Consider the following 17,235-nt stretch of genomic DNA (forward strand, 5'->3'; position numbering starts at 1 on the left):
GGTCAAAGGTACAAGCGTGTTTCAGGGTCCATCCGCACTCAATCTCGATGCGAAAGGCAGAATGTCTATTCCTGCCCGTTATCGTGATGCCCTGAGCGAGCAATATCAGGGACACGTTACCCTGACCCGCCATCCAGACGGATGTCTTCTTTTATTTCCACGACCCACTTGGGAAGCGCATCGCGAACAAATCGCCGCGTGGCCTATTCAGGCACGCGACTGGAAACGTATCTTTCTCGGTAATGCCTTTGATGTTGACCTCGATAGCGCTGGGCGTATTTTGATCGCGCCTGAGTTGCGTAACGCTGTCGGTATCGAGCGCGACATCATGATGCTGGGCATGGGCAGTCATTTTGAGATCTGGGATGCCGCACGTTTGGCCGAAAACGAGGCGAACGCCAAAGCGGCGGGCGCACCTGACGTATTAAACAATTTTTCTTTCTGATCGCGAGAAATGACGAACCAAGCTGCGACAGAATTTACGCACAAGACCGTGCTTTTGCATGAGGCAGTCGACGCCTTGGATATGCACGGTGAGCGTGCCAATGGTACTTACATTGATGGTACCTTTGGGCGCGGCGGCCATAGCCGCCTTATTTTGCAGCAATTAGGGCCGCATGGCAGACTGATTGCATTTGACAAGGACACGCAGGCGATCGCCAATGCGTCTCAGATTAATGATCCTCGTTTTCATATCGTTCACGATAGTTTCGCCACCATGACCGACGCGTTACAGACGCTGGGTGTGACGCAAGTGGACGGTATTTTGATGGATCTCGGTATTTCATCACCCCAAGTCGACGACGCGAGTCGTGGTTTTAGTTTCCGTGCTGATGGTCCTTTGGACATGCGCATGGACACCACGCGGGGTATCTCCGCGGCTGAATGGTTGGCGAGCGAAGATGAAGAAAAAATTAGGGAGGTTATAAAAAATTATGGGGAAGAACGGTTTGCTTTTCAGATTGCAAAGGCGATTGTTGCTCGCCGGCAGACGGATGCCATTACTGGAACCCGACAGCTTGCAGAACTCGTCGCACACGCCGTCAAAACTCGCGAGAAGGGTAAGGACCCGGCAACTCGCACCTTTCAGGCTATACGGATTTTCGTCAATAAAGAGCTTGAAGATCTCGAGATAGGTCTCGATGCCGCGTTTTCAGCGTTGGCACCGATGGGGCGCATGTCAGTGATTAGTTTTCACTCGCTCGAAGACCGCATCGTCAAACAATTTTTTGCGTCGAAAGTCAAGGTAGCGCAACCAGATCGGCGTCTGCCGATTCGTCATCTTGATTTGCCGCAGCCGAAAATGCGTCTGCTCAATCGTATTAAGCCCTCTGACGCCGAAGTCACTGAGAATCCACGATCACGCTCAGCGATTTTACGTGTCGCAGAACGTCTACCTGAGGCGAAGGTATGACGACGCGGATCAATGTTATCTTGGCGACCCTCTTGATCGGTTGCGCTTTGTCGCTCATCAATGCGCAGTATCAAGCACGTCATTTATTTATTGAATTAGAAAGTGAACAAAGTCTTAGCAAGCAATATGAATTGCAATGGACGCAACTCAAACTAGACCAATCTACCTACGGCAAACACGCACGTATTGAAGAAACGGCAACCCGTGAGCTGAATATGGTTGTTGTGACGCCTGAACGTACTCAATACCTGAAAGCGGAGGAATTGAAATGAGTCGCGCAGGAAATAGCACGCGCACAGCAGCATCGCGTGGCGTGTCATTTTCATCGAATCCAGTATTGGATGTGAAACTGCCAACGTGGCGGTCTCGACTCGTGCTATTTCTTTTGTTTGGTGCTTTTTTTGCCCTGATTGCCCGCGCCATGTGGTTGCAAGGGATCACGACTGAATTTTTGCAAAAGCAAGGCGCAAGTCGCTACGCCCGTACCTTAGAGTTACCTGCTACTCGTGGCAAGATCACCGACCGTAATGGCGAAGTACTCGCCTCCTCCGTTCCCGTCAAAGCGATTTGGGCGATCCCCGAAGATGTACTGAGCGCGCCTCCAGAGAAAATTCGGCAGTTAGCACAGCTGTTAGAAATGACAGAACCAGAATTACGTAAAAAACTCGATTCCGATCGCCAGTTCGTCTACCTGAAACGGCAGGTAGAAGCAGACGTCTCTGAAAAAATCCAGGCGCTGGGTATCCCTGGTATTGATACCCGTAAAGAATACAAACGGTTTTACCCTGAGGGTGAAATCATGGCGCACGTCGTTGGTTTTACGAACGTTGAAGATGTAGGCCAAGAAGGTATTGAGTTAGCGTCGGAAAAAGAGTTAGCCGGCAAACTTGGTAGTCGTCGTGTGATTAAGGACCGCCTGGGTCATATCGTCGAAGATATCCGAGCAATCCGTGAGCCGCACGATGGACATGAATTGAATCTGTCGATCGATAGCAAGATTCAGTACATCGCTTTTACTCATCTCAAAGAAGCGGTCGAAAAGCACAAGGCAAAAGCGGGTGCCGCGGTTGTGCTGGATGTGAAAACGGGCGAAGTATTGGCGCTTGTTAACCTTCCTGCCTATAACCCAAACGATCGCTCTGTATTGACGGGTGCACAATTGCGCAACCGGGTGTTAACAGATACGTTTGAACCTGGTTCTACACTCAAACCGTTCACCGTTGCCTTGGCGTTGGATAAAGGTCGCGTCACTCCTGAGACTGTGTTTCAGACCGCACCAGGTCATATGACCATCGGCACGGCAACGATTCATGATGCGCATAAGATGGATGCACTGACTGTCGCGCAAGTGATTCAGAAGTCCTCCAATATCGGTACCGCAAAAATTTCTTTTACGATGCAGCCACAAGAAATGTGGGAGTTATTCACGAGCGTTGGATTCGGGCAGCAACCGAAGTTTGGCTTTCCGGGGGCTGTCGCGGGTCGTTTGCGTAACTATAAAAACTGGCGTCCGATTGAGCAAGCAACCATGAGCTATGGTCACGGTATTTCTGTTTCCTTAATTCAGATTGCCCGCGCCTATATGATTTTTGCTCGTGACGGCGATATGATTCCGCTGACTTTTCAGAAATCAGTCGAAGCGCCAAAAGGACAGCGTATTATCTCGCAGCGGACTGTGATGGAAATGCGCAGCATGATGGAATCAGTAACACAGCCAGGAGGCACCGCGACCCAAGCGCGGGTTCCTGGGTACCGTGTCGCTGGAAAAACTGGTACCGCACATAAAATTGAAGGTGGCCGCTACGTCAATAAATATGTTGGTGACTTCGTTGGCTTTGCCCCTGTCTCTAATCCCCGCGTCATTGTCGCTGTGATGATCGATGAACCCACAACGGGTGGCTACTACGGTGGTACCGTGGCTGCACCTGTGTTCTCGGCCATTACCGCCAATGTTCTGCGCTCAATGAATGTTCCTCCTGATTCGTCAATTACGACGATTGTTCCTGATAACAGCGTTCAGGAGAGCATGTAATGACAACACCTATTTTATCAATGAATGACATGGTCAACTGGCTCAGGCAAGTCGCTCCAGAAGCGCAACTGAGTTCCAATTCAAGAACCATCGCAGCAGGCGATGTCTTTTTTGCCGTCCGCGTGGTCGAAGGCGACGGGCGTCTCTATATTCGTGATGCCATCGCCAAAGGCGCCGTGGCGGTTGTTTACGAAGCAGACGACTACGTATGGGATGAGAGCATCACCATCCCCCATCTGGCCGTCAGTCAGTTACAAAAGCAATTGGGCTATATCGCCAGTGCGTGGTACAGCGTTCCTGATGCATCGATGTACAGTATTGCCGTTACAGGCACGAATGGTAAAACATCATGTACCCAATGGCTGGCTAAAGCCTTGTCGCTTAATAAATGTGACAGCGCTGTGGTTGGGACTTTGGGTACGGGTTTGTATAAAAATGGTGTACTCGGTCAATTATCTGAAACCGGCTTTACGACGCCTGATCCGATCAGCTTGCAGCGGAGTCTAGCAACGTTGCGTGATGATGGCGCGGAAGCCCTTGCGATTGAAGCGTCCTCCATTGGACTTGATCAAGGACGTTTGCTGGGGTTGCACATTGACGTGGCCTTATTAACGAATTTGACCCGTGATCATCTGGATTACCACGGTGATATGGCGACCTATGCCGCAGCAAAAAGCGCTTTGTTTGATTGGCCTGGACTGCGTACCGCTGTTCTCAATCTCGATGATCCTTTTGGCGAACAACTGGTGGGGCGGCTTCGCCAACATTACCCATCGTTGACTGTCATTGGATATAGCTTAGAGAAGCGTGAGCAGTCAGATTATCCTGTACTGACAGCGACGCACCTTAAAACATCTCATACCGGCACCAGCTTCCATTTGGATTCACCCTACGGAAGCGGTTTGGTGAAGACGCAGTTGATTGGTCAATTTAATATCAGCAATATCCTCGGAGTACTTGGTGTGCTTTTCGCTAAGGGTCTGAGCTTTGCTAAAGCAGTCGCAACAATCGAAAAGCTCTCTCCCGTCCCTGGTCGCATGCAACTGTTAGGAACAGCCGGCCATGTCATGGTGGTGATTGATTATGCGCATACACCAGATGCGCTGGAAAAAACGATTGACGCATTACGCCATGTCGCCGAAGAGCGTCACGGGAAATTATGGTGTGTTTTTGGTTGCGGTGGTGATCGTGATCCGGGTAAGCGCCCACAAATGGGTGCCATTGCGGAAAAAGCAGACCATGTTGTGGTAACGAGTGATAACCCTCGTAGTGAAAACCCATCGACGATCATCGAGCATATTGTCGCTGGCATGCGTGTTCCGCCACATATCGTTGAAGATCGTGCTAACGCGATTCTGTACGCAATCAAACATGCCGGTGATCAAGATGTCGTGTTATTAGCGGGCAAAGGGCATGAAACCTACCAAGACATTCTTGGTAAAAAATGGCCGTTTTCGGATGAAGAGCACGCCGCATTGGCGCTGGCGACCGTCGCGACGAGCGGCAATATGAAACGGGGTAGCTGATGGAATTTACTTTTAAACAGCTCCTGCCCTCGCTCAGTCAGGCATCCATGACCGCTGATGTACAGGTTACCGGTTTGTCGACCGATAGCCGCAAGATCAAAGCGGGCGACGTCTTTGTCGCGCTGCGTGGTGAACAATTTGATGCACACGATTTCTTACCGCAGATCACAAGCACCGGTGCGGTTGCCGTGATTGCGGAACGCGTACCTGCAGACTTCCCCTTGCCAGCAATACTGGTTCCTGATAGTCGCTTGGCGTTAGCGGAAGTGGGACGTTTCTGGCGACAGCAGTTCTCTTTGCCGGTCATTGGGGTGACAGGCAGCAACGGTAAAACGACAGTCAAAGAAATGATCGCCTCCATTTTGGCGACAGGTTTTGGCGAGTCACACCGTTTATCGACCAAAGGTAATCTCAATAACGAAATCGGTGTGCCGCTGACCGTGATGGAGCTTCGTGCTACGCATCAAGCGGCAGTGATCGAAATGGGAATGAACCATCCCGGTGAAATTGCCTTGCTCGCTTTTGTGGCGTGCCCAACGGTTGCCTTGGTCAACAACGCGCAGCGAGAGCATCAAGAGTTCATGCAAACAGTGCGCGCTGTCGCTGAAGAAAACGGGACGGCAATCAAGGCATTGCCAGACAATGGCACGGCGGTCTTTCCTTACGGCGATGAGTACAGCGAACTCTGGCGTAGTTATGCGACAGAACAAGGTCAACGTCGCGTCATTCGTTTTGGATTATCAGCACAGGCTGAGGTTGCTGGTACGTATGTCGCCAGTGTCTTTGGTAGTGACATCACGATGTCCATTGCTGGTAACACGTCATTGATTCGTTTGCAGGCCGCTGGTGAACATAACGTCTTAAACGCGCTTGCCGCCGCTGCATGTTGTCATGCTATTGGTATAGCGGATGACGTGATTGTGCGCGGACTAGAACATTTCCACCCTGTATCGGGACGTTTGCAACGTAAGCAGGCGGTGTGCGGCGCGACGCTGATTGATGACACCTACAACGCGAATCCGGATTCTGTCCGTGCCGCAATCGATGTCTTAAAACAAGTCGGCGGCGACACGATCTTGGTACTCGGTGATATGGGTGAGGTAGGGGAAAGCGGCGCCGAGTTTCATCACGAAATTGGTGCTTACGCACAGGCTTCAGGTCTCTCTAGCTTATACCTTCTGGGCGATCAGGTTCGTCATAGCGCAACAGGGTATGGCGAGCGTGCCGCTTACTTTAACGACATCACTTCACTGCTGTCGGCGCTGGATGATCGCGTCACAGGTGAAAGCACCGTCTTGGTGAAAGGCTCACGGTTTATGAAAATGGAGCGCGTAGTCCACCATCTGCTCGGTGCAGAAAACTCTTTACAACAAAAAACAATAGGAAGTCACTAGCATGTTGCTCTGGTTAGCAGAATTTTTTAAACAGGATCTGGGGCTGCTGCGCGTCTTTGGTTTTATTACTTTCCGTGCAGTATTCGCGACAATGACTGCCTTATCGATCGGTATTTTTTCCGGTCCCGCGGTGATCCGTATGCTGACTCGTTTGAAGGTCGGACAAGCTGTGCGTTCTTATGGCATGGAAACACATTTGGTCAAATCAGGCACGCCGACGATGGGTGGTGCGTTGATTCTGATTTCGATTGCGATCTCTACCTTGTTGTGGGCAGATTTGAGTAATCGTTTTATTTGGGTTGTCATGATCGTGACGTTTGGTTATGGCACGATTGGGTGGGTTGATGACTATCGTAAAGTCGTTAATAAAGATCCAGAGGGCATGCGCTCTCGCGAGAAGTACATGTGGCAGTCCATTATTGGTTTGATCGCGGCATTCTATTTAGCATTTTCGGTGTCTGCTCCGAGTAGTTCAAAGATTCTCGATTTGTTATTTGCTTGGGTGCAGTCAGGATTCAGTATGGATTTGCCACCGAAAGCAGATTTGATCGTGCCGTTCTTTAAAACGATCAGTTATCCGTTGGGTGTTTGGGGATTTATCGCGCTGACATATTGCGTCATCGTCGGTACGAGTAATGCCGTTAATTTCACCGATGGATTGGACGGCCTAGCCATTATGCCGATCATCATGGTGGGTTCAACGCTAGGCATTTTTGCGTACCTCACGGGTAACGTGGTCTATGCCAAGTATTTGTTGATTCCCCATATTCCCGGTGCGGGCGAATTGTTGATTTTCTGTGGCGCGATGGCTGGGGCTGGTTTGGCATTTTTATGGTTTAACGCGCATCCAGCACAAGTATTTATGGGTGACGTTGGTGCGTTGGCATTGGGCGGTGCGCTTGGCACAATCGCCGTGATCATTCGTCAAGAAATCGTCTTATTCATTATGGGCGGCATTTTTGTTGCTGAGACGGTCTCGATTATTTTACAGGTGGGTTATTTCAAATTCACCAAAAAGCGGTATGGCGAAGGTCGTCGTTTATTTTTAATGGCACCTTTACATCACCACTTTGAGAAAAAAGGCTGGAAAGAAACCCAGGTGGTTGTTCGTTTCTGGATTATCACGATGTTGTTGGTGTTAGTCGGTTTGGCATCGTTGAAGTTGCGTTGATGTTTTACGTTGATGTTTTACGGTGATCTGTTGATCGGATCACTTTTTTGATCGTTTGCATTGTTATATATGAATTTTTCTGGAAAACACGTGTTGGTCTTAGGTCTCGGTGAATCGGGACTGGCAATGGCGCATTGGCTGCTGCGCGCCGGCGCGCAATTGCGTGTTGCTGATACCCGCGAAGCACCGGATCGCCTTCCAGCATTAATGGCATTGGGAGGAGAGGTCGCCTTTGTGGCTGGGCCATTCCATGCAGAATTATTGAATGGTATTGACTGTGTTGCACTCAGTCCTGGTCTGTCGCCGCTGACAGAATTGAAAGAAATTAGTGCCGCTGCCACTGAACGTCAAATCCCTTTGTGGGGTGAGATGGAATTTTTCGCACAAGCCCTAGCGAGTCTCAAAGAGGAGCGTGCATACGCGCCGAAAGTGATCGCCATCACCGGTACAAACGGTAAAACAACCGTCACGAGTTTGGTCGGTTTGTTATGTGAACGCGCCGGCTTACGTACCCGTGTGGCTGGAAACATCAGTCCTGCTGTCCTTGATGTGTTACGTGATGATCTTGATCAAGATGCTTTACCTGATGTGTGGGTGTTAGAGCTTTCTAGTTTTCAATTGCATAGTACGTTCAGTCTTCAAGCCGATGTGGCGACGGTTCTCAACATTACACAAGACCATTTAGATTGGCACGGCAGCATGTCTGCCTATTGTGCTGACAAGGCGAGAATTTTCGGTGAAAAAACCATTCAGGTTTTAAATCGTGATGATCCTTTAGTGATGACGATGGCGAAGAGTGCCAATCAGGTTGTGACCTTTGGTTTGGATGAACCGGAGGTGATTGGTGATCTTGGTTTGATCAATGAACACGGCATGGGCTGGTTGATGACAGCGACACCTGCTGAAGATGCACCCGTGATCACGAGCCGGCGTAAGAAAAAAGACGCTGATGAGATGCCTGTCTTGATGACGCGTCTCATGCCGACGGATGCATTACAAATTCGCGGTCAACATAATGCCGCGAATGCATTGGCTGCATTAGCCTTGTGTCGCGGCATTGGCCTCACATTTGCGCCGCTGTTACATGGTCTGCGTGAATATAAAGGTGAGCCACATCGTGTCGAGGTGATCAATACGATTGCGGATGTCGACTATATCGACGATAGCAAAGGCACGAATGTCGGTGCGACCGTTGCTGCTTTGAAAGGTTTGGGCCAACAATCCGATTCACCAGAAAAACGCATCGTGCTGATTGCTGGTGGTGAAGGAAAAGGGCAGGATTTTTCTCCTTTAGCGGATGCGGTAGAACGTTATGCGAAAAAAGTCATCCTGATCGGAAAAGCCCGCCAGGAAATCCGCCAGGCGTTGGCAGTGACCAACGTCGAGTGCGAAGAGGCGGATGATCTTGATCTTGCGGTACAACTTGCTGCGGCGTCAGCAAAGCCTGGCGATATCGTTCTGCTGTCGCCTGCTTGCGCGAGCTTGGATATGTTCCGTAATTACGCGCACCGTGCTGAAGTGTTTGTTCATGCCGTGCGTGAAGTGGCATTGGCGCGTGGGGAGATTTGCTAATGAAGCAAATGCTGCGTCCATTTCAACGCCTGTTACCGTTTGGGGCACCTGGTCCTCAGACGCAATTGGTTCATCGTTCAAAAATGATGAACTATGATCAAGCGTTGGTATGGGTCACGATGATCTTGATGCTGTTCGGCATGGTCATGGTGTATTCCGCATCCATTTCGTTACCTGATTCACCAAAGTACGCCAACTATACCAATAACCATTTTCTGGTACGTCAGGCGCTTTTTATTATCGTTTCGCTGGTGGCGGGTGCCTTTGCTTTTCGGGTCCCGTTGGTGAGCTGGCAAAAAATCACGCCCTATTTGTTTGTCATTACCCTGATTTTGTTGGTGGCTGTGTTGATTCCGGGCTTAGGCAAAGGGGTGAACGGTGCGAAGCGCTGGCTGTCTTTTAAAGTCTTTAACATTCAGCCTTCTGAATTCATGAAATTATTCATGGTGTTGTACGCAGCAGATTACACCGTGCGTAAGCAGGAATATATGCACAAGCTGACGAAAGGGTTTGTGCCGATGCTCGTCGCAGTGGGCGTCGTGGGACTGCTACTGTTGCTGGAACCTGATCTGGGTGCATTTGGTGTGATCGTTTGTATTGCGATGGGCATTTTGTTTTTGGGTGGCATTAACGGTATTTGGTTTGGCGGTATTGCAGCAACGCTCGTCGGAATATTTTCACTCGTGATTATCTTGTCGCCGTGGCGGCGTGAACGGATTTTCGCGTACATGAATCCATGGCAAGAAGATAATGCACTCGGAAAAGCGTATCAGTTGTCCCATTCATTGATCGCGTTTGGACGTGGCGAAATTTTCGGTGTTGGTTTGGGGGGAAGTGTCGAAAAATTGCATTACCTACCTGAGGCACATACGGACTTTTTGTTGGCGGTGATCGGTGAAGAATTAGGGTTTGTTGGTGTGATGGTCGTAGTGCTGCTGTTTTATTGGATCTTAAAGCGCGCGTTTGAAATTGGTCGCCAAGCGATTGCCCTGGATCAAACGTTCGCAGGTCTCGCAGCCAAAGGTATCGGTATTTGGATTGGTGTACAGGCGTTCATTAACATGGGCGTGAATTTAGGATTATTGCCCACGAAGGGCTTAACGTTGCCGTTGATGAGCTACGGTGGTTCAGGTGTGATGATTAATTGTGTTGGGTTGGCGATTTTGCTGAGAGTCGATTTTGAAAACCGTGTGCTGATGCGCGGAGGTCGTGCATGAGTAACCGAAAAAAATTAATGATAATGGCGGCAGGTACGGGAGGACACATTTTCCCTGGACTTGCTATCGCGGACATTATGCGTGAGCGCGGTTGGGACGTTTCTTGGTTGGGAACAACGACAGGCATGGAGTGCCAGATTGTTCCAAAGCACGGTATCCCGATGGATAGCTTGGAATTTACGGGGCTGCGTGGCAAAGGATGGAAACACACGCTTACCGGCACGTTGAAGTTAGTGAATAGTTTCTTTAAGTGCTTTTCATTGATCGGTCGCCGGCAGCCTGATGTTGTATTAGGTATGGGTGGCTATGTGACAGTACCAGGTGGACTGATGGCGTCATTGCGCGGTAAGCCGTTGGTTTTGATGAATGCGGATGCGGCCTTGTTGTTGTCTAACAAAGCATTGCGACCATTTGCGAGCAAATTATTGTTCGGATTACCGTCCGCCACGCATCCAGTCGATGCAAAGCTACAGGTGACTGGTAATCCTATCCGTAAAGATATTTGTGAATTACCCGCACCGACCGTTCGCTATGCAGAACGTCAGGGTGCATTAAAAATATTGATTGTCGGCGGTAGCCTCGGTGCGAGAGTGCTGAACGATTGTTTGCCTCAGGCCTTGGCACTGATTCCTGCTGCAGAAAGACCGCAAGTGACGCATCAATCGGGCAAGCAAAACATCGACGCCTTACGCGCCAACTATGCAAGCGCGGGTGTTGATGCGGAAGTATTGGACTTCATTGATGACATGCCACGTCGTTACGCCGAAGCAGATCTCGTGATTTGTCGCGCTGGTGCGATTACCGTGTCTGAATTAACGGCGGCAGGTGTGGCAAGTATTTTGGTGCCTTTCATGGCATCGAGTACTTCTCATCAAAAAGAAAATGCAGAATGGATGGACAAGCAAGGTGCTGCGATATATCTGCCGCAAGCAGAACTGCAGCCAGCAGCACTGGCAGCCCGTCTTCAAGCACTTAACAGAGAGCAATGTCTGACGATGGCGCAAAACGCTTATGCCTGTGGGCAGCGTGACGCCAGCAAAAACATTGCAACAATATTGGAAGCATTAGCATGAAACACAAAGTTAAACATATTCACTTCGTTGGTATCGGTGGCTCGGGGATGAGCGGTATTGCCGAGGTGTTACTCAATCTGGGATATACGATTTCCGGATCGGATTTGAGCAGCAACGCCGCCTCACAACGCCTTGCACAATTGGGTGCGGATGTGAAGATCGGCCATGCGGCAACTCACATTGAGGGTGCTGATGCAGTGGTGACCTCGACGGCAGTCAAAGCAGATAATCCAGAGGTGGTTGCTGCACGAGAAAAACATATCCCGATCGTGCCACGCGCTTTGATGTTGGCGGAGTTAATGCGTCTCAAGAGCGGTATCGCGATTGCCGGAACGCATGGCAAAACGACGACGACAAGCTTAGTTGCTAGTATTCTCGCCCAAGGCGGTTTTGATCCGACCTTTGTGATCGGTGGTCGCTTAAACAGCGCTGGAGCGAATGCGAAATTAGGCAGCGGCGATTTCATTGTTGCAGAAGCCGATGAATCCGACGCGTCATTTTTGAACCTCTTGCCTGTGATCGAGGTGATTACCAATATCGATGCGGACCATATGGAAACGTACGGTCATGATTTTGGAAAGCTCAAGCAAGCCTTCGTTGAGTTCACGCAGCGTTTGCCATTTTATGGTGTTGCTGTTTTGTGCATCGATGATGTCAACGTCCGTGAAATCATGCCATTGATTTCTAAACCGATCGTTACGTATGGTTTCCACGAAGAAGCAGAAGTCCGTGCAGTCAATGCAACGGCATCGGGCGGAAAAATGCACTTTACGGTGGTGCAAGAGGGCTATGCGGATATGCAGGTGAGCTTAAATCAACCAGGGATGCATAACGTACAAAATGCATGCGCTGCGATCGCGATTGCGCGTGAAGTGGGCGTTGCCGATGAAGCGACACAAAAAGCTTTGAGCGAATTCAATGGCGTCGGTCGTCGTTTCACGCGCTATGGTGAAATTCCGCTCGCCGCTGGTGGTAGTTTTGCGTTGGTGGACGATTACGGGCACCACCCAGTTGAGATGGCTGCAACCTTGGCTGCAGCACGTGGTGCGTATCCTGATCGTCGACTGGTGCTGGCGTTTCAGCCGCATCGTTACACCCGTACACGTGACTTGTTTGAAGATTTCGTCAAAGTAATCGCTACCGCCGACGCCGTGGTGCTTGCCGAAGTCTACGCAGCCGGTGAGGCACCGATTCTCGCTGCCGACGGACGCGCATTGACGCGTGCGCTGCGCGTGAGCGGAAAAGTAGAACCCGTGTTTGTGGAAGATATTCAGGAAATGCCAGATAGTCTCTTGCATGTATTGAAAGACGGTGATGTTTTGATCGTCATGGGCGCAGGATCCATCAGTGCGGTGCCAGCAAAACTGGCGCAGGCAAAATAAAAATTTAACATCAGATCATCATGAGTGAATTGAATAGCAAAGCGTTGGGTAAAGTGGGTGTCGTGTTCGGTGGTCGTTCCGCTGAACGTGATATTTCGATCATGTCTGGTACAGGCGTATTGAATGCACTCAGAGCACGAGGTGTGGATGCACATCCTTTTGATCCGGCAGAGCGTAGCATCGCTGAATTAGCCGCTGAAAAATTTGATCGCGTATTTATTGCCCTGCATGGTCGTTACGGTGAAGATGGTTCGATGCAAGGTGTGTTGGAGCAACTCAATATCCCGTACACCGGAAGCGGTGTGATGGCTTCCGCGATTGCGATGGATAAAATCTTTACCAAACGTATTTGGCAGACACATGGTTTATCCACACCCAAATATGCCGTATTGACGCCAGAAACATCGCTGCGTGAAGTGCCGGATGCATTGGGTTTGCCTCTCATTCTGAAACCACCTCATGAAGGGTCGACAATTGGCATCACCAAGGTCAAAGGCTATTCTGAAATGCAAGAAGCGTATGCTCTCGCAGCCCAATTTGATGATGTGGTGTTGGCTGAGGAGTTTGTCGAAGGTCGCGAATTAACGATTGCGATCTTGGGTCGTGGGAAAGACGCGCATGCTTTACCTATTATTGAGATCGTTGCGCCGGATGGTAATTACGATTATCAAAACAAATATTTTACCGACGACACTAAGTACCTGTGTCCCGCCCCTTTGGATAGCGCGTTAACTGCAGAAATTCAGCAGATGGCTGTCGAGGCTTATCGGTCGCTCGATTGTGAAGGATGGGCGCGAGTGGATGTCTTGTTGCGTCAATCGGATAACAAACCGTTCTTATTAGAAATTAATACTTCTCCGGGCATGACGGGACATTCATTGGTTCCAATGGCAGCAAAAGCAACGGGTTTGAGTTACGAAGACATCTGTCTTGAGATTTTGAAAACAGCGCGTCTTAAAATTCACACTGAATCGAAATAAAGAGGAAAAAACGGATGTGGCACGACGTTAAAATGATGAATAATATCGCCAATGCGTTATTTGGCTTGGTATTGCTCGTCTTAATTGCGTCTGGTGTGTGGTGGGTCATTCAACGGCCAATGTTCACCTTGTCGTCAATCAAGATTGTGGGCGTCACCCCACAGTCTCTGCGGCACGTGAACGCCGTGACGATCCGAAACGCAGCATTGCCAAAAATTCGCGGCAACTTCTTCACCGCTAATTTGGATGCAGTTCGCGGGGCGTTTGAAAGTGTGCCTTGGGTGCGTAAAGCGAGTGTGCAGAGAGAATGGCCGAATAAGCTGACCGTGACGCTCGATGAACATGTGGCGTTGGGCACTTGGGGAGATGACGGACGGCTGATTTCTGTGGCAGGGGATGTGTTCACGGCCAACTTGGCTGAGGCCGAAGATGATACAGATTTGATTGCACTGAGCGGACCAGATGGTAGTGAAAAAGAAGTGCTGAGTCAGTACCAAGAGTTTAAAACGTGGTTTGCCAAAATTAATCTGACACCAGACTCGGTCACGTACTCTCCGCGATATGCATGGAGTGTCAACCTGAATAACGGTATGCGAGTTGAGTTGGGAAGAGTGCAAGACGGATCGACATTGAAGTCACGGGTAGATAAATTAATGATGGTTTACCCAAAACTGGTCGCCAATGCGCAGGAAAGTATTGAAAGTGTAGACATGCGGTATCCCAACGGATTGGCAATGAAATATGCGCATCCTGAGGGATCGAAAAAGCAAACAAAGGCAATTGGAAAGACATGACAAAAGACGCAAAAAATCTGATCGTTGGTCTCGATATCGGTACATCTAAAATTGTGGCGGTAGTCGCTGAAGTCATGCCTGATGGCAGACATGAAGTGATTGGCTTGGGACAGCATGAATCCAAGGGCTTGAAAAAAGGCGTCGTCGTCAATATTGAAGCGACTGTCGAGTCGATCCAGCGTGCCTTGGAAGAGGCTGAGCTGATGGCTGATTGCAAAATCAGTCGCGTTTATACCGGCATCGCTGGAAGCCATATCCGGAGCTTTAACTCCAGTGGTATGGTGGCGATTAAAGACAAAGAGGTCACTGCAGCGGATGTGTCGCGCGTGATTGAGACGGCGAAGGCAGTCAATATTCCGACCGATCAGCAGTTGCTGCATACCTTACCGCAGGAATTTATTGTTGATAGTCAGGATGACGTCCGCGAGCCTATCGGCATGAGCGGTATTCGTCTCGAAGTCAAAGTCCATATCGTGACGGGTGCTGTCTCGGCTGTTCAAAACATCGTGAAGTGTGTTCGTCGTTGTGGCCTTGAAGTATCTGATTTGATTCTGCAACCAATGGCATCGGCAGAAGCCGTGCTGACTCGCGATGAAAAAGAGTTGGGTGTTGTGCTCATCGATATCGGTGGTGGTACAACGGATGTGGCGGTTTTTAGCGAAGGCGCGATTCGCCACACGGCGGTTATTCCAATCGCTGGCGATCAGATCACCAACGATATCGCCATGGCATTACGGACGCCAACGTCAGAAGCAGAAGAAATCAAAGTACGTTTCGGTGTGGCGAAGCAAGTGCTGGCAGATCCAGCAGATAGCTTAGAAGTACCAGGTCTTGGTGATCGTGGACCACGATCTTTATCGCGCCAAGCACTCGCCGCTGTGATCGAGCCGCGTGTTGAAGAGTTATTCGCACTTGTTCATCAAGTGGTGCGTGAGTCTGGTTACGAAGATGTGCTGTCATCCGGCATCGTATTGACTGGCGGTTCGTCAGCCATGCCAGGCATGGTCGAAATGGCGGAAGACATCTTTTTAAAACCAACCAGATTAGGTATGCCAGCATATAGCGGACAACTGGCAGATGTCGTTCGAAGCCCGCGTTATGCAACTGTTTTGGGGTTGTTGTTGGAAGCAAAGAAGCAGTACTTGCGTGGAAACCTGGTCACAAGGCAGGAAGGATCTGCTAAAGCGGCTTGGCAACGCATGAAAGAGTGGTTTTTAGGAAATTTTTAGTTCGCTTTTGTATCACAAATGGTATAGTCATTTTATAATGGTCTGATATACAGTTATTAGTCGCTAGTCGTCTCATCGTGTGATGATTAGCGACTGATAACTGCCTACCTGGAGGAGTCATGATGGAGTTCGATATGGTTGATAACGCCACACAAGGCACCGTAATTAAGGTTGTCGGCGTAGGTGGTGCAGGCGGCAATGCGGTTCAGCATATGATCAACAAAGGTGTTTCTGGCGTTGAGTTCATTGCTGCAAATACGGATGCCCAAGCTTTATTGCAATCTAAAGCACATAACGTGATTCAAATCGGTGAAACCGGTTTGGGTGCGGGGATGAAGCCTGAAGTCGGTCGCAAGCTGGCAGAAGATTCTCGTGCACGCATTGAAGATGCACTGCGCGGCGCGCACATGGTATTCATCGCTGCTGGTATGGGTGGTGGTACTGGTACAGGTGCTGCACCAGTGGTAGCGCAAGTCGCTAAAGAACTGGGTGCCTTAACCGTGGCCGTTGTTTCTAAACCTTTCTCTTATGAAGGTAAGAAATGCATGGACATCGCGGACGAAGGTCTGGATGCCTTGTCACAACATGTTGACTCTCTGATTATCATCCTCAATGAAAAATTAGAAGAGATCTACGAAGACGACAGCATGATCGAATGGTTGCAGCATGCGGATGACGTGCTCAACAATGCGGTTGCTGGTATCGCTGAGATCATCAATGTGCCAGGCCATATCAACGTTGACTTTAACGACGTTAAAACGATTATGGGCGAACAAGGCAAAGCGATGATGGGTACGGCGACTGCTTCTGGCGTTGATCGTGCACGTTTGGCTGCGGAACAAGCGGTTGCTTCTCCGTTGTTGGATGGTATCGATTTGTCTGGCGCACGCGGTGTTCTGGTGAACGTTACTGCAAGCCGTAGCCTCAAAGGTAAAGAGATCAAAGAAGTGATGGCTGCTGTACGTGCGTTTGCTGCACCTGACGCGTCGATCGCACAAGGTATTGCGTACGACGACACGATGGGCGATGACATCCGTGTCACAGTGGTTGCTACTGGTTTGGGTCGTGGTAAGAAAAACATCCAGTTAGTACAAACACCAATGCTGCGTACTGGTACAAACAACGAACCAATGATGGCAGCCGCAGGTATTGCGACGACGACCGTATCCAACGGTATGGCAAGTGCAGCACCTGCATTCGATGGTTTGAGTAAGCCAGCAGTATGGCGCCGCGAATCAGCGTCTGACACCGTTCGTGCATTAGAAAAGAATGGCATGGAAACCTACGACATTCCAGCGTTCTTACGTAAGCAAGCAGACTAATTTATTTGCAACCAGGAATCTCATTGTCTTTGCGACCTTTTAGGACGCAGGGGCATTGAGGCAAATAGGGTAGTCAAAAAAACCGCATCAATAAATGATGCGGTTTTTTTATTTCTGCTTTTTGGGAAG

General features: G+C 49.7%; 15 protein-coding genes. All 15 read left to right on the forward strand.

Annotated features, from left to right (window positions below; genetic code table 11):
• The first annotated feature begins 16 nt into the window (after positions 1-16).
• The gene (mraZ, locus tag ACO0K2_RS07795) at positions 17-445 is read left to right on the forward strand and encodes a division/cell wall cluster transcriptional repressor MraZ (RefSeq protein ID WP_423017407.1); all 429 of its coding nucleotides are present in this window, start codon (positions 17-19) and stop codon (positions 443-445) included.
• 9 nt (positions 446-454) lie between these two features.
• Entirely contained in the window at positions 455-1,414 is a 960-nt protein-coding gene (gene rsmH, locus ACO0K2_RS07800) for a 16S rRNA (cytosine(1402)-N(4))-methyltransferase RsmH (RefSeq protein ID WP_423017409.1), read from the forward strand.
• Positions 1,411-1,686, forward strand: a complete 276-nt coding sequence (gene ftsL, locus ACO0K2_RS07805) for a cell division protein FtsL (RefSeq protein WP_423017411.1) — start codon at positions 1,411-1,413, stop codon at positions 1,684-1,686. Before rsmH ends, ftsL begins: the two co-directional genes overlap by 4 nt.
• Positions 1,683-3,446 carry a peptidoglycan D,D-transpeptidase FtsI family protein gene (locus tag ACO0K2_RS07810; protein WP_423017413.1) on the forward strand — a complete coding sequence of 588 codons (1,764 nt, stop codon included), beginning with the start codon at positions 1,683-1,685 and terminating at the stop codon, positions 3,444-3,446. Before ftsL ends, ACO0K2_RS07810 begins: the two co-directional genes overlap by 4 nt.
• Positions 3,446-4,972 carry a UDP-N-acetylmuramoyl-L-alanyl-D-glutamate--2,6-diaminopimelate ligase gene (locus ACO0K2_RS07815; RefSeq protein WP_423017415.1) on the forward strand — a complete coding sequence of 509 codons (1,527 nt, stop codon included), beginning with the start codon at positions 3,446-3,448 and terminating at the stop codon, positions 4,970-4,972. Before ACO0K2_RS07810 ends, ACO0K2_RS07815 begins: the two co-directional genes overlap by 1 nt.
• Positions 4,972-6,366, forward strand: a complete 1,395-nt coding sequence (locus ACO0K2_RS07820; RefSeq protein WP_423017417.1) for a UDP-N-acetylmuramoyl-tripeptide--D-alanyl-D-alanine ligase — start codon at positions 4,972-4,974, stop codon at positions 6,364-6,366. The genes ACO0K2_RS07815 and ACO0K2_RS07820 overlap by 1 nt, the downstream gene beginning before the upstream one ends.
• 1 nt (position 6,367) lies before the next feature.
• Positions 6,368-7,537 (forward strand): phospho-N-acetylmuramoyl-pentapeptide-transferase, encoded by a 1,170-nt coding sequence (mraY, locus tag ACO0K2_RS07825; protein ID WP_423017419.1) that lies wholly within the window; start codon positions 6,368-6,370, stop codon positions 7,535-7,537.
• A gap of 69 nt (positions 7,538-7,606) precedes the next feature.
• Positions 7,607-9,109 carry a UDP-N-acetylmuramoyl-L-alanine--D-glutamate ligase gene (gene murD / locus ACO0K2_RS07830; RefSeq protein ID WP_423017421.1) on the forward strand — a complete coding sequence of 501 codons (1,503 nt, stop codon included), beginning with the start codon at positions 7,607-7,609 and terminating at the stop codon, positions 9,107-9,109.
• Positions 9,110-9,117: 8 nt separating this feature from the next.
• On the forward strand, positions 9,118-10,326 hold the full coding sequence (ftsW, locus tag ACO0K2_RS07835) for a putative lipid II flippase FtsW (RefSeq protein WP_423017492.1): 1,209 nt from the start codon (positions 9,118-9,120) through the stop codon (positions 10,324-10,326).
• On the forward strand, positions 10,323-11,399 hold the full coding sequence (murG, locus tag ACO0K2_RS07840; protein WP_423017422.1) for an undecaprenyldiphospho-muramoylpentapeptide beta-N-acetylglucosaminyltransferase: 1,077 nt from the start codon (positions 10,323-10,325) through the stop codon (positions 11,397-11,399). Before ftsW ends, murG begins: the two co-directional genes overlap by 4 nt.
• On the forward strand, positions 11,396-12,781 hold the full coding sequence (murC, locus tag ACO0K2_RS07845) for a UDP-N-acetylmuramate--L-alanine ligase (RefSeq protein ID WP_423017424.1): 1,386 nt from the start codon (positions 11,396-11,398) through the stop codon (positions 12,779-12,781). Before murG ends, murC begins: the two co-directional genes overlap by 4 nt.
• A gap of 17 nt (positions 12,782-12,798) precedes the next feature.
• Positions 12,799-13,761 carry a D-alanine--D-alanine ligase gene (locus tag ACO0K2_RS07850; RefSeq protein WP_423017494.1) on the forward strand — a complete coding sequence of 321 codons (963 nt, stop codon included), beginning with the start codon at positions 12,799-12,801 and terminating at the stop codon, positions 13,759-13,761.
• 14 nt (positions 13,762-13,775) lie between these two features.
• Complete coding sequence (locus ACO0K2_RS07855) at positions 13,776-14,555, forward strand: cell division protein FtsQ/DivIB (RefSeq protein WP_423017426.1); 780 nt, start codon at positions 13,776-13,778, stop codon at positions 14,553-14,555.
• A complete protein-coding gene (ftsA, locus tag ACO0K2_RS07860; protein ID WP_423017428.1) occupies positions 14,552-15,784 on the forward strand; it encodes a cell division protein FtsA in 1,233 nt (410 codons plus the stop codon). Before ACO0K2_RS07855 ends, ftsA begins: the two co-directional genes overlap by 4 nt.
• A 122-nt stretch (positions 15,785-15,906) precedes the next feature.
• Positions 15,907-17,106: a cell division protein FtsZ gene (gene ftsZ, locus ACO0K2_RS07865; RefSeq protein WP_423017496.1), complete on the forward strand. Its 1,200-nt coding sequence runs from the start codon at positions 15,907-15,909 to the stop codon at positions 17,104-17,106.
• Positions 17,107-17,235: the final 129 nt, after the last annotated feature.

This window comes from Undibacterium sp. MH2W, assembly GCF_049340215.1.
Taxonomy (GTDB): Bacteria; Pseudomonadota; Gammaproteobacteria; order Burkholderiales; family Burkholderiaceae_D; genus Undibacterium.

Excerpts from the sequence above, each read along its gene's own strand:
- ftsZ (WP_423017496.1), top strand. The coding sequence starts at position 15,907 with ATGGAGTTCGATATGGTTGATAACGCCACACAAGGCACCGTAATTAAG.
- ACO0K2_RS07815 (WP_423017415.1), top strand. The coding sequence starts at position 3,446 with ATGACAACACCTATTTTATCAATGAATGACATGGTCAACTGGCTCAGG.
- ACO0K2_RS07820 (WP_423017417.1), top strand. The coding sequence starts at position 4,972 with ATGGAATTTACTTTTAAACAGCTCCTGCCCTCGCTCAGTCAGGCATCC.
- ftsL (WP_423017411.1), top strand. The coding sequence starts at position 1,411 with ATGACGACGCGGATCAATGTTATCTTGGCGACCCTCTTGATCGGTTGC.
- murC (WP_423017424.1), top strand. The coding sequence starts at position 11,396 with ATGAAACACAAAGTTAAACATATTCACTTCGTTGGTATCGGTGGCTCG.
- ACO0K2_RS07810 (WP_423017413.1), top strand. The coding sequence starts at position 1,683 with ATGAGTCGCGCAGGAAATAGCACGCGCACAGCAGCATCGCGTGGCGTG.
- mraY (WP_423017419.1), top strand. The coding sequence starts at position 6,368 with ATGTTGCTCTGGTTAGCAGAATTTTTTAAACAGGATCTGGGGCTGCTG.
- ftsW (WP_423017492.1), top strand. The coding sequence starts at position 9,118 with ATGCTGCGTCCATTTCAACGCCTGTTACCGTTTGGGGCACCTGGTCCT.
- murG (WP_423017422.1), top strand. The coding sequence starts at position 10,323 with ATGAGTAACCGAAAAAAATTAATGATAATGGCGGCAGGTACGGGAGGA.
- ftsA (WP_423017428.1), top strand. The coding sequence starts at position 14,552 with ATGACAAAAGACGCAAAAAATCTGATCGTTGGTCTCGATATCGGTACA.
- rsmH (WP_423017409.1), top strand. The coding sequence starts at position 455 with ATGACGAACCAAGCTGCGACAGAATTTACGCACAAGACCGTGCTTTTG.
- ACO0K2_RS07855 (WP_423017426.1), top strand. The coding sequence starts at position 13,776 with ATGTGGCACGACGTTAAAATGATGAATAATATCGCCAATGCGTTATTT.
- murD (WP_423017421.1), top strand. The coding sequence starts at position 7,607 with ATGAATTTTTCTGGAAAACACGTGTTGGTCTTAGGTCTCGGTGAATCG.